The following is a 12,208-nucleotide window of genomic DNA, read 5'->3' on the forward strand; positions in this document are numbered from 1 at the left end:
AGGTGTGTCGCTGTGTCACCAAAGTCACCAACTGCCCGCGATCCACGTGGTCCGCCCGCCCATCAGCGGCAATGACCATATTTTCTGCTGTGGTCCGACTTTCTTCGCGACGTTACCCGAGCCGGGGTCTCGCGCCGAGTACCGCAGTGCCGACGCGTACATGTGTCGCACCGGCCGCAACGGCCTGTTCCAGGTCTGCACTCATCCCGGCCGACACCATCGTGGCAGCCGGATGGTCCGCGCGCAGGCTGGATGACAATTCCACCAGCCGCTCGAAAGCGGCCTGTTCGCGTCCCGCGTAGGGCCCGGCCAGCGGAGCCACGGTCATCAGTCCGTCGATCCGCAGTCCGGGCGCCCCGGCCACGAGGTCCGCGAGTTCGGCGAGCTGCTCCGGAGCGGCGCCGCCCCGGGTGCCGCGCTCCCCCGACTCGGCGTCGAGGGCGATCTGTACGAGGCAGCCGAGTTCGCGCCCGGCGCTCTCGGCGGCCGCCGAGAGCGCCGTGACGAGCTTCGGCCGGTCGACCGACTGCACCACATGCGCATATCCCGCCACAGAACGGACTTTGTTCGTCTGCAACTGGCCCACGAAATGCCAGCTGAGCGGCAGATCCGCGCAGGCCGCGGCCTTGGGGGCGGCATCCTGGTCACGATTCTCCGCAACATGACGGACCCCCAGGTCCGCCAGCAGTCGTACGTCGCTCGCGGGGTAGGTCTTGGTGACCACGATGAGCGTCACCTCTTCCCGTCCCCGCCCCGCGGTCGCGCAGGCGGACGAGATACGTTCCTCCACCCGCGCCAGGTTCTCCGCGAGCTCCGACTTACGATCCGTCATCAGTCTTTTCCTACCGGGGATCCGGGGGTTGCCCCCCGGGAAGACACAGTGTCCAACCAGACATATCCGGCAAGCCGCCCGGTCACCCGGTCGCGGCGGTACGAGAAGTGGTCCCGCGACTCCAGTGTGCAGACCGGCGAGCGGTGCAGGTTCACCACCCCCGCCTCCGCGAGCTGCGCATGCACCCCGGCGACCACGTCGACGGACGGCGTACCCCAACTCGTCTCGCCGTAGGCGGCCGGTACCGCTTCGGCGACCGCGTCCCGCATCCCGGCCGGCACCTCGTAGCAGCGCCCGCAGATCGCGGGGCCGGTACGGGCGATGATCCGCCCGGGTTCGGCCCCGAGGGAGACCATCGCCTCCACGGCGGCGGGCACCACTCCGGCGACCAGTCCGGGCCGGCCCGCATGGGCCGCGCCCGCGACCCCGGCGACGGGGTCGGCCAGCAGGACGGGGGTGCAGTCCGCGGTGAGCACGGCGAGGGCGAGCCCCCGGCGGGCGGTCACCACCGCGTCCACCGCCGGGACGTCGGCGGCTGCGCCCCAGGGTCCGGGGACCACCGCCACGTCCTTGCCGTGCACCTGGTTCATCCAGACCACGTGGTCCGGCTCGATGCCCAGGGCCCCGGCCGCGATCACCCGGTTCGCGAGAACGGCGGTGGGGTCGTCTCCGACCGCGCCGCCGAGATTGAGCTCCTCGTACGGAACGGCGCTCACCCCGCCCCACCGGTCGGTGAAGGCGAAGTGGGCGCCGCTCTCGATGTGCTGCCCCAGCGTCACTTCAAGAAGTCCGGGACATCCAGTTCCTCGGCCGGGCTGTCCTGGTACGGCCGGGCCGTCGGGACCTGCGGCGCGGGGGCCGCGGCCTCGATCGGAGCCGCCTCGACCGGGGCCGGGGGCTCTTCGCGCGGGGTGACCGTACCCAGTCCGCCGAAGGCCGGGCGCACCGGCTCGGCCGCGCGGACCGGCGCCGGGGCCGGCTCCTCGCGCTTGGTGGACGCGGCGCCGATGACGTTGTCCCGGCGGGCCGGGGGCTGTCCGCCGTCGAACCCGGCGGCGATGACGGTGACCCGTACCTCGTCGCCGAGCGCGTCGTCGATGACGGCGCCGAAGATGATGTTCGCCTCGGGGTGGGCGGCCTCGCTGACCAGCTGCGCGGCCTCGTTGATCTCGAAGAGACCGAGGTCCGAGCCGCCGGAGATGGACAGCAGCACGCCGCGGGCGCCGTCGATGGACGCCTCGAGGAGCGGCGAGGAGATCGCCATCTCGGCGGCGGCGACGGCGCGGTCGTCGCCGCGGGCGGAGCCGATGCCCATGAGGGCCGAGCCGGCCTCGGACATCACGGACTTGACGTCCGCGAAGTCGAGGTTGATCAGACCCGGGGTGGTGATCAGGTCGGTGATGCCCTGGACGCCCGAGAGCAGGACCTGGTCGGCCGACTTGAAGGCGTCGAGGACCGAGACCTGGCGGTCCGAGATGGACAGCAGCCGGTCGTTGGGGATGACGATGAGGGTGTCGACCTCTTCGCGGAGCTCGGCGATGCCGTCCTCCGCCTGGTTCGCGCGGCGCCGGCCCTCGAAGGTGAACGGCCGGGTGACCACACCGATCGTCAGGGCGCCGAGCGAGCGTGCGATGTTGGCGACGACGGGTGCGCCGCCGGTGCCGGTGCCGCCGCCCTCGCCGGCGGTGACGAAGACCATGTCGGCCCCCTTGAGGACCTCCTCGATCTCCTCGCGGTGGTCCTCTGCCGCCTTGCGACCGACTGCCGGGTTGGCGCCGGCGCCGAGGCCCCGGGTGAGTTCACGGCCGACGTCGAGCTTGACGTCGGCGTCGCTCATCAACAGCGCCTGGGCGTCCGTGTTGATGGCGATGAACTCGACGCCCTTGAGACCGACCTCGATCATTCGGTTGATGGCATTGACACCACCGCCGCCGACACCGATGACCTTGATGACTGCGAGGTAGTTCTGCGGTGCTGCCACGTCGAAGGCCTCTCGCCTCGAGTTACGTGTCGCCGCCTCGCGGGCCTGCGTTGCGACGACTGATGCCGAAATGTGGGACGGTCCGAACGCGCCGACCCGAACCCTAAACCTGAAGTTTAGGGTTAAGTATGTGTCTGTTCCCTGGACTCTTCCGAACAGGACACTAAGTCGACAAGTAGCGCGTGTTCAACGAACACGCCGAACCTCCCGTTTTTCTTTTCACCCTATGTGATCACCCGTATCGGTGGCCAACCAGGGTGCGTCGCTGTTCGACCCGACGTCAACTCCCGGACGCGGCAGGGGCGGTGGGGACGCTCACGTCAAAGTGGTCAGCCTTGGGCGCCGCTTTCAGCAGGGCGCTCAGCGCCCGGCTCTTCGCCTCGCCCTGCTCGCCGCTCCCCCACACCACGGTCCGGCCCCGGGCCAACTCCAGTACGACCGAGTCGTACGACCCCACCTTGACCTGCACGGTCTCCTTGGCGACCGCCTCGGGGAGGTCTCCGGCGACGCCCACCGCCTCGCGCAGCAGCCGCTCCTCGTCGAAGCGGCGGCCGCTCGGCGACTGCGGCGCGGACAATTCGAGGACCGGAACGCCCGCGGGTGCTTTCGGAACCGTGTCGAATCGCACACCCGAAGCGTCCACTTCCACGAAGTTGGCGTCTTTTTTGATGAGCAGGACGGGTTTGCGCTCCGTCACCTTCAGCCCGATTCCGTGCGGCCAGGCGCGCACCACATCGACCGAATCGACGCGGGGCAGCCGGCTGCGCACCCTGCCCGCGATCTCGTCGGTGTCCACGGTCGCCAGCGGCGCCCCGACCGGTACGGCCGCGGCGGCCAGCACCTGCTCGGGGGTCAGCACCCGGGTTCCGCTCGCCGTCACCTTCTCGACCCGGAGCCAGGAGGAGCCGTAGAGCACCCAGCTGCCGCCCCCGGCGAGGAGCACCGCGGCGACGAGGGAGAGCAGCACGGGGCCCCGGTGCCGCATGCGCCGGACAAGGCGCTGCACACCGGGGCCTCGCGGACCGGATCCCTTCGACGACCTGGGCGGCTTGGGCGGCTTGGGAGAGCCGGCGCCCTTGCCCTTCCCGGCGGACCCGGGATTGCCGCGCTGTGCGGTCGTCGCTCCGGCCACTCCTGTGCCTCCTGCGCTAGCGGTTCCTGTGTGCGGCGATCGCCTCGTACACCATCGCGACCAGCAGCTCGTCGGCGTCCCGGCGGCCGAACTCGGCGGCGGCGCGGGACATCTCGTACAGGCGGTGCGGGTCGGCGAGCACCGGGAGCACCTGGCTGAGCACCCACTCGGGCGTCAGCTCCGCGTCGTCGACGAGCAGGCCGCCGCCGGCCTTGACCACCGGCTGGGCGTTGAGCCGCTGTTCGCCGTTGCCGATCGGCAGCGGGACGTACGCGGCCGGCAGCCCGACGGCGGAGAGTTCGGCGACGGTCATCGCGCCCGCGCGGCACAGCATCATGTCGGCGGCGGCGTACGCGAGATCCATCCGGTCCACGTACGGTACCGGCACATACGGCGGCATCCCGGGCATGTTGTCGACACGCGGCAGTTCGTTCTTCGGGCCGACCGCGTGCAGGATCTGGATCCCGGAGCGCTGGAGGGTCGGAGCGACCTGCTGGATGGTCTCGTTGAGGCGGCGGGCGCCCTGCGAGCCGCCGGAGACCAGCAGCGTCGGCAGGTTGGGGTCCAGGCCGAAGGCGGCGCGCGCCTCCGGGCGGACCGCGGCCCGGTCCAGGGTCGAGATGCTGCGGCGCAGCGGGATGCCCACGTAGCGGGCGCCGCGCAGCTTGCTGTCGGGGGTGGAGACCGCGACGGCGTGCGCGTAGCGGGAGCCGATCTTGTTGGCCAGTCCCGGCCTGGCATTGGCCTCGTGGACGATGATCGGCACCCCGAGCCGCTTGGCGGCGAGGTAGCCGGGCAGGGCCACGTAGCCGCCGAAGCCGACGACGCAGTCGGCCTTGGTGCGCTCCAGGATCTCCTCGGCGGCCTTGATCGTGCCGCGCAGCCGTCCGGGGACGGTGATCAGCTCGGGGGTGGGCTTGCGGGGCAGCGGGACAGCGGGGATCAGCCCCAGCTCATAGCCGCGCTCGGGCACGAGGCGGGTTTCGAGCCCGCGCTCCGTGCCGAGGGCGGTGATGCCCACGGAAGGGTCCTGCCTGCGCAGGGCGTCCGCGAGGGCGAGCGCCGGCTCGATGTGGCCGGCGGTCCCCCCACCGGCGAGTACGACATGCACCGAAATTCACCGCTCTCCGGACGGACGCCTCTTGACGCTCCGTCTCATCGACTTCCATCTCTGCCCGGTCCGCTTCCAGCCGGTCTTCGGCTGGCGCATCGCGAGCGCCGCGCGTGCCGCCGGCTCCTCCCGCGCGAAGGCGATGAGCAGTCCGACCGCGAACATGGTCGGCAGCAGCGCGGACCCTCCGTACGAGAACAGCGGGAGCGGGACTCCGGCGATCGGCAGCAGACCGAGCACCGCACCGATGTTGATCACGGCCTGGGCCGTGATCCAGGTGGTCACGCCTCCCGCGGCATAGCGTACGAAGGAGTCCTCCGTGCGTCCGGCCACGCGGATACCCGCATAGCCTAGAGCCGCGAACAGGGCGAGTACCGACAGCGTCCCTGCCAGACCCAGTTCCTCCCCGGTGATGGCGAAGATGAAGTCGGTATGGGCTTCGGGCAGTTGCCCCCATTTTTCCACACTGGCACCCAAACCGGAACCGAACCATCCGCCGGATGCGAGGGCGTAGATCCCGTGCACGGCCTGCCAGCACAGGTCGCCCCGGCCGGGATCCGTCGCGCCGATGCAGGCGAGCCGGTCCATCCGGTGCGGGCTGGTCTTGATCAGCAGCGCGACGATCACACCCGCGAACGCCAGCACCGCCACGAACATCCGCGTCGGGGCTCCGGCCAGCCACAGCAGGCCGAACAGGATGGCCCCGAGGATCATCGCGGTGCCCATGTCCCCGCCCAGCATGATCAGCCCGAGCAGCAGGAAGGCCACCGGGACCAGCGGCACCAGCAGGTGCTTCCACTGGCTCAGCAGCCCCTTGTCGCCCTTGCGGGCCAGCAGGTCGGCGCCCCAGAGGATCAGTGCCAGCTTGCCGAACTCACTGGGCTGGAGCATGAACGGACCACCAAGGGAGATCCAATTCTGGTTGCCGTTGATCGCCACCCCTATCCCGGGGACCTGGACCAGGACCATCAGGAACAGGGTTCCCGCGAGCACGGGGTAGGACAGCGCGCGGTGCAGTTTGACCGGCATCCGGGAGGCGACCAGCAGCAGCCCGGTGCCGATCAGGGCGGCCAGGAACTGCTTCTTGAAGAAGTAGGCGTCTCCCAGGCCCAGCTGGAGCGCCTTGATCATCGAGGCCGAGTAGACCATCACCAGGCCGAGCACGGTGATGAGCAGCGAGCTGCCGAAAATCAGGTAATACGCGGTGAGGGGTCGGTCCCAGGCCTTGCGCAACTGCCACTGGGTACGGCGGAACCGGTCCAGCGGCCCGCGCCCGGCGGGCCGCTTCACGCTCCCCGCCGGACGCCTGCGGCCCTGCGCCTTGACCGTTCTGACGGACTTGGCGCTCTTGACGGATTTGACGGCCTTCGCGGCGGACGGCCGCCGCCCCGGCAGCACTTGCTTGGCCGGCATGTGTGACCTTCCCCTCCACTCGTACGACGCGAGCAGCCGGTCGGGGAGGACTCGCCGACCTGAGAACGGGCCGGCCGGACCTACGCGCCCTCGGCGGCCAGTTCGCGCACCGCGTCCGCGAATGCGTCCCCGCGCTTGTTGTAGTTCGCGAACATGTCCATCGAGGCACAGGCCGGTGCCAGCAGAACCGTGTCGCCGGGCTCTGCGAGCCGGGCCGCTTCCCGGACCGCTGCGAGCATCGCCCCAGTGTCGGTCCGGTCGAGGTCGACGACCGGGACCTCGGGGGCGTGTCGCGCCAGCGCCTCGGCGATCAGCGCCCGGTCGGCTCCGATCAGCACCACGGCGCGCAGCCGCTTCGCCGACTTCTGGACGAGCTCGTCGAAGGTCGCGCCCTTGGCGAGGCCGCCGGCGATCCACACGACGGGCTCGAAGGCGGCCAGGGAGGCCTCGGCGGCGTGCGTGTTGGTGGCCTTGGAGTCGTCGATGTACGTGACCCCCCCGACCTCGTCCACGTACGCGACGCGGTGCGCGTCGGGGCGGAAGTTGCGCAACCCGTCGCGGACCGCGCGCGGCGCGACGCCGAAGGCGCGGGCCAGGGCCGCCGCGGCGAGGGCGTTGGCGATGTTGTGCGGGGCCGGCGGGTTGACGTCCTTGACCTCGGCGAGCTCCTGGGCGTTCTTCTGCCGGTTCTCCACGAAGGCGCGGTCGACGAGGATGCCGTCGACGACGCCGAGCATCGAGGGGCCGGGGGCGCCGAGGGTGAAGCCGATCGCCCGGCAGCCCTCCTCCACGTCGGCTTCGACGACCAGGGCCTCGGTGGCCGGGTCGGCGGCGTTGTAGACGCACGCCACGGTGTTGCCCTCGTAGATCCGGCCCTTGTCGGCGGCGTACGCCTCCATCGAGCCGTGCCAGTCGAGGTGGTCCGGGGCCAGGTTGAGCACGGCCGCCGAGTGGGCGCGCAGCGAGGGCGCCCAGTGGAGCTGGTAGCTGGAGAGTTCGACGGCGAGCACGTCGTACTTCTCCTCGCCGAGCACCACGTCGATGATCGGGGTGCCGATGTTGCCGACGGCCGCGGTCCTGAGGCCCGCGGCCTTCAGGATCGACGCGAGCATCTGCGTGGTGGTGGTCTTGCCGTTCGTGCCGGTGATCGCCAGCCACGGGGCGGCGTCCGGGCCGCGCAGCTGCCAGGCGATCTCCACGTCCCCGACGACCTCGACACCGGCCTCGGCGGCCGCGGCGAACAGCGGGCTGTCGGGCTTCCAGCCGGGCGAGGTGACGACCAGATCGGTGCCCTTGGGCAGCGTCTGCGCATCCGCGAGCCGTACGGAGATGCCCAGCTCGCCGAGTTCGGCGGCCCGGGCCCGGTGGCCCTCGCTGTCGCCGCCGTCCACCACGGTCACCGATGCGCCGAGGCCGGCCAGGGCGCGGGCGGCACTGATGCCGCTCACGCCGAGACCGGCGACGGTGATGTTCTTGCCCTGCCAGGAGGTCACTTGTCCGCTGCCCATCCCGCGTAGAAGAGTCCGAGACCAACGATCACGCACATGCCCTGGATGATCCAGAACCGGACCACCACCAGGACCTCGGACCACCCCTTCAGTTCGAAGTGGTGCTGCAGGGGCGCCATCCGGAAGACGCGCTTCCCGGTGAGCTTGAAGGAGCCGACCTGGATGACGACCGACATGGTGATGAGGACGAAGAGGCCGCCGAGGAGGGCGATCAGGAACTCCGTGCGGGAGCAGATCGCGAGACCGGCGAGGGCGCCGCCGAGGGCCAGCGAGCCGGTGTCACCCATGAAGATCTTGGCGGGCGAGGTGTTCCACCACAGGAAGCCGAAGCAGGCGCCCATCAGCGCGGAGGCGACGATCGCGAGGTCCAGCGGATCTCGCACCTCGAAGCACGCGTTGGGGTTCGTCAGGGTCTGCGCGTTGGCGCACGACTCCTGGAACTGCCAGACGCCGATGAAGGTGTACGCACCGAAGACCATCACCGCGGCGCCGGTGGCCAGACCGTCCAGGCCGTCCGTCAGGTTCACGCCGTTGGACATCGCCAGGATCATGAACAGCGCCCAGACCACGAACAGCACCGGGCCGATGGACCAGCCGAAGTCCGTGACGAACGACAGCTTGGTGGAGGCCGGGGCGTTGCCGCGGATGTCCTTGAACTGGAGCGCGAGCACGGCGAAGGCGATGCCGACGATCAGCTGGCCGGCCATCTTGGCCTTGGCCCGCAGACCGAGCGAGCGGCGCTTGACGATCTTGATGTAGTCGTCGAGGTAGCCGACGAGGCCCATGCCCGACATCAGGAAGAGCACCAGCACGCCGGAGAACGTGGGCTGGCTGCCCGTGATCACCTTCGTCAGGGCGTACGCGATGATCGTGGCCAGGATGAAGGAGATACCGCCCATGGTGGGCGTGCCCTTCTTCCCGGCGTGGCCGCGCGGGCCGTCGTCGCGGATGAACTGGCCGTAGCCCTTCCGGGCCAGCAGCTTGATCAGCAGCGGGGTGCCGACCACGGTCAGGAACATGCCGATGACACCGGCGAAGAGGATCTGCCTCATCGGTCGGCGACCTCGCCCTCGCCGGCCAGCAGCGCCAGAGCGACCCGCTCCAGGCCGACCGACCTGGAAGCCTTCACCAGCACGACGTCACCCGGGCGCAGTTCACTGCGCAACAGGTCGATCGCCGCCTGCGCGTCGGACACGACCACCGACTCCTCACCCCACGAACCCTCGTTATATGCGCCCAGTTGCAACCAGGACGCTTCCCTGCCCCCGACTGCGACGAGCTTGCTCACGTTGAGCCGGACGGCAAGCCGTCCCACCGCATCGTGCTCGGCCAACGATGCGTCCCCGAGCTCGGCCATGGGGCCGAGCACTGCCCACGTGCGTCCCCCGTCGGCCCTGGCGGCGCCGCCCATCGCGGCAAGCGCGCGCAGAGCGGCCCGCATGGACTCGGGATTCGCGTTGTAGGCGTCGTTGACGATCGTCACGCCGTCCGCCCGCTCGGTGACCTCCATCCGCCACCGGGACAAGGTGCCCGCCTCGGAGAGCGCGGTGGCGATCTCCTCGACGGACATGCCCAGTACATGGGCCACGGCGGCCGCGGCGAGCGCGTTCGACACGTGGTGCTCACCGTACAGGCGCAAGGTCACTTCGCCGCACCCGGTGGGTGTGTGGAGTGTGAAGGAGGGTTGTCCCGCCGGTGTCATACGGACTTCGGTGGCCCGTACGTCGGCGTCGTCGGCCTCGCCGAAGAGCACCGTACGGGCCTTCGTCCGGGCGGACATCGCGCGCACCAGCGGGTCGTCGGCGTTGAGGACGGCGACTCCGCCGTCGGCCTCGGACGGCAGGGCCTCGACGAGCTCGCCCTTGGCCCGGGCGATCTGCTCGCGGCCGCCGAACTCGCCGATGTGGGCGGTCCCGACGTTGAGGACGAGTCCGATGCGCGGCGGGGTCAGGCCGGTGAGGTAGTCGATGTGCCCGATGCCGCGGGCGCCCATCTCCAGTACCAGGTGCCGGGTTTCCTCCGTGGCGCGCAGCGCGGTGAGCGGCAGGCCGATCTCGTTGTTGAGGGAGCCGGGGGTCCACACGGTGGGGGCGTGGGCCTGGAGCACCTGGGCGATGAGGTCCTTGGTGGAGGTCTTGCCGGCGGAGCCGGTCAGGGCCACCACGTCGGTGCCGAGGCGCTCGACGACGGCTCGGGCGAGGGCGCCGAGGGCCTTCTCGACATCGGCGACGACGATCGCGGGGACCCCGACGGGCCGGGCGGCGAGGACGGCCGCGGCACCGGAGGCGACCGCGCGCTCGGCGTAGTCGTGGCCGTCGACGTTCTCGCCGGTGAACGCGGCGAACAGGCTGCCGGCCTCCACCTGACGGGAGTCGATGACGACGGGCCCGGTGATCCGCACGGACGGATCCGGTATGTCGTGGGGCCGCCCGCCGGTGATGTCGGCGATCTCGGCGAGGGAGAGGGCGATCACTGGTTCACCTCGGCCTGTCGGACGTTGCTGCGTTGCTGGCGTTCGATCGCGGCACGGAGCACCGCGCGGTCGTCGAAGGGGCGTACGACGCCCGCGGTGTCCTGACCCTGCTCGTGGCCCTTGCCGGCCACCAGCACCGTGTCGCCGGGCTCGGCGCGCGCGACGGCGGCGGCGATGGCCGCGGCCCGGTCGGCGTCGACGAGGACCGTGCCGCGCTCTTCGGCGGGTACGGAGACGGCGCCCCCGAACATCGCGGCGAGGATCGCGAGGGGGTCCTCGGAGCGCGGATTGTCGGAGGTCAGCACGGCGGTGTCGGCGAACCGGGCGGCCGCCGCGCCCATCGGGGCGCGCTTGGTGGTGTCGCGGTCGCCGCCGCAGCCGAGCACGATGTGCAGCTTGCCGGTGGTCACCTCGCGCAGCGCACGCAGCACCGACTCGACGGCGTCCGTCTTGTGCGCGTAGTCGACGACGGCGAGGTACGGCTGGCCCGCGTCCACCCGCTCCAGCCGGCCGGGGACCCCGGGGACCGCGGCGACGCCGTCGGCGGCGGTCTGCGGGTCGAGGCCGGCGGCGGCGAGCGTGACGATCGCGGCGACGGTGTTGGCGACGTTGAACGGGCCGGGCAGCGGGGCCGTGGCCCGTACGCGCTGCCCCTGCGGGCCGAGCACGGTCAGCGTGGAGTCCATGTGCCCGAACACCACGTCCTCGGCGCGCCAGTCGGCGGCCGGGTCGCCCGCGGCGGAGAACGTGACCACCGGGATCGCGGCCTCCTTGGCGAGGCGGCGGCCGTACTCGTCGTCGATGTTGACCACCCCGAGGCGGGCGCGGCGCTCGGTGAAGAGCTGCGCCTTGGCCTGGAAGTAGTCCTCCATGTCCGAGTGGAACTCCATGTGCTCCGGGCTCAGGTTGTTGAAGACGGCCACGTCGAAGACGCATCCGTCGACCCGGCCGAGCACCAGGGCGTGGCTGGACACCTCCATGGCGACGGCCTCGACCCCGCGTTCGCGCATGACCGCGAACAGGGCCTGGAGGTCGGTCGCCTCGGGGGTGGTGCGCTCCGACTTGATGCGCTCGTCGCCGATGCGCATCTCGACGGTGCCGACCAGTCCGGTGCTGCGTCCGGTCCCGCGCAGACCCCCCTCGACGAGGTACGCCGTGGTGGTCTTGCCGGAGGTGCCGGTGATGCCGATCTGGAGCAGGCCCTCGCCGGGACGGCCGTAGATCGTGGCGGCGAGCTCGCCCATCCGGCCGCGCGGGTCGGCGACGGCGAGGACCGGCAGTCCGGTCGCGGCCGCGCGTTCGGCACCCGCCGGGTCGGTCAGCACGGCCGCGGCGCCGAGTGCGGCCGCCTGGGCCGCGAAGTCGGCGCCGTGCAGCTTGGCGCCGGCCAGCGCCGCGTACAGGTCGCCGGGACGCACCGCACGGGAGTCGTGCGTGATCCCGGTGATCCGTGGCTGTTGCGGCGACTGCTGCTCCGCGGCGCCTGCGCCGGGGGCTTCGATGCCCAGCAGGGTGGCCAGCTCGCCCAGGGGGGTCGGGCGGGCGGACACGGGCCGGGGCGCTCCCGGCGGCGTTGCCGGGGCGTCTTCCTGAGCGGTTCTGGGCTGATCAGCGTGGGGCACGGCGGTGAGCGTACCGGGCGCGGCGGGCCGCTCGCGAAGCGAGGGCCCGGCCGCGCTGTCGGCGGCCGACGGGTTCCCGGGTTTCGGGGTGATCGTTGTCACTGATGGTGCCTCACGGATTTCGGGCGGGCCGGCT

Annotated in this window: 10 protein-coding genes; all 10 read right to left on the bottom strand. The window is 71.2% G+C overall.

The features are described from left to right. Positions 1-112: 112 nt before the first annotated feature. The 10 genes from AB0I68_RS01425 to AB0I68_RS01470 all read right to left on the bottom strand — a co-directional run bounded on the left by AB0I68_RS01425 (position 113) and on the right by AB0I68_RS01470 (position 12,174). A complete protein-coding gene (locus AB0I68_RS01425) occupies positions 113-832 on the bottom strand; it encodes a YggS family pyridoxal phosphate-dependent enzyme (protein WP_363175102.1) in 720 nt (239 codons plus the stop codon). Further along, complete coding sequence (gene pgeF, locus AB0I68_RS01430) at positions 832-1,611, bottom strand: peptidoglycan editing factor PgeF (RefSeq protein ID WP_363175103.1); 780 nt, start codon at positions 1,609-1,611, stop codon at positions 832-834. Before pgeF ends, AB0I68_RS01425 begins: the two co-directional genes overlap by 1 nt. Further along, positions 1,608-2,813: a cell division protein FtsZ gene (gene ftsZ, locus AB0I68_RS01435; RefSeq protein ID WP_363175104.1), complete on the bottom strand. Its 1,206-nt coding sequence runs from the start codon at positions 2,811-2,813 to the stop codon at positions 1,608-1,610. The genes pgeF and ftsZ overlap by 4 nt, the downstream gene beginning before the upstream one ends. Positions 2,814-3,093: 280 nt before the next feature. Further along, positions 3,094-3,798: an FtsQ-type POTRA domain-containing protein gene (locus AB0I68_RS01440; protein ID WP_363175105.1), complete on the bottom strand. Its 705-nt coding sequence runs from the start codon at positions 3,796-3,798 to the stop codon at positions 3,094-3,096. Between the two features lie 163 nt (positions 3,799-3,961). Then, on the bottom strand, positions 3,962-5,056 hold the full coding sequence (murG, locus tag AB0I68_RS01445; protein WP_363175106.1) for an undecaprenyldiphospho-muramoylpentapeptide beta-N-acetylglucosaminyltransferase: 1,095 nt from the start codon (positions 5,054-5,056) through the stop codon (positions 3,962-3,964). Positions 5,057-5,062: 6 nt separating this feature from the next. Beyond that, positions 5,063-6,469, bottom strand: a complete 1,407-nt coding sequence (gene ftsW, locus AB0I68_RS01450; RefSeq protein ID WP_363175107.1) for a putative lipid II flippase FtsW — start codon at positions 6,467-6,469, stop codon at positions 5,063-5,065. A gap of 80 nt (positions 6,470-6,549) precedes the next feature. Next, on the bottom strand, positions 6,550-7,977 hold the full coding sequence (gene murD / locus AB0I68_RS01455) for a UDP-N-acetylmuramoyl-L-alanine--D-glutamate ligase (protein WP_363175108.1): 1,428 nt from the start codon (positions 7,975-7,977) through the stop codon (positions 6,550-6,552). Continuing rightward, on the bottom strand, positions 7,959-9,029 hold the full coding sequence (gene mraY / locus AB0I68_RS01460; protein WP_363175109.1) for a phospho-N-acetylmuramoyl-pentapeptide-transferase: 1,071 nt from the start codon (positions 9,027-9,029) through the stop codon (positions 7,959-7,961). The genes murD and mraY overlap by 19 nt, the downstream gene beginning before the upstream one ends. Further along, positions 9,026-10,450 carry a UDP-N-acetylmuramoyl-tripeptide--D-alanyl-D-alanine ligase gene (murF, locus tag AB0I68_RS01465; protein ID WP_363175110.1) on the bottom strand — a complete coding sequence of 475 codons (1,425 nt, stop codon included), beginning with the start codon at positions 10,448-10,450 and terminating at the stop codon, positions 9,026-9,028. Before murF ends, mraY begins: the two co-directional genes overlap by 4 nt. After that, positions 10,447-12,174: a UDP-N-acetylmuramoyl-L-alanyl-D-glutamate--2,6-diaminopimelate ligase gene (locus tag AB0I68_RS01470; RefSeq protein WP_363175111.1), complete on the bottom strand. Its 1,728-nt coding sequence runs from the start codon at positions 12,172-12,174 to the stop codon at positions 10,447-10,449. Before AB0I68_RS01470 ends, murF begins: the two co-directional genes overlap by 4 nt. Positions 12,175-12,208 lie beyond the last annotated feature (34 nt).

The organism is Streptomyces sp. NPDC050448, assembly GCF_040655295.1.
In the GTDB taxonomy this organism is placed as follows: domain Bacteria; phylum Actinomycetota; class Actinomycetes; order Streptomycetales; family Streptomycetaceae; genus Streptomyces.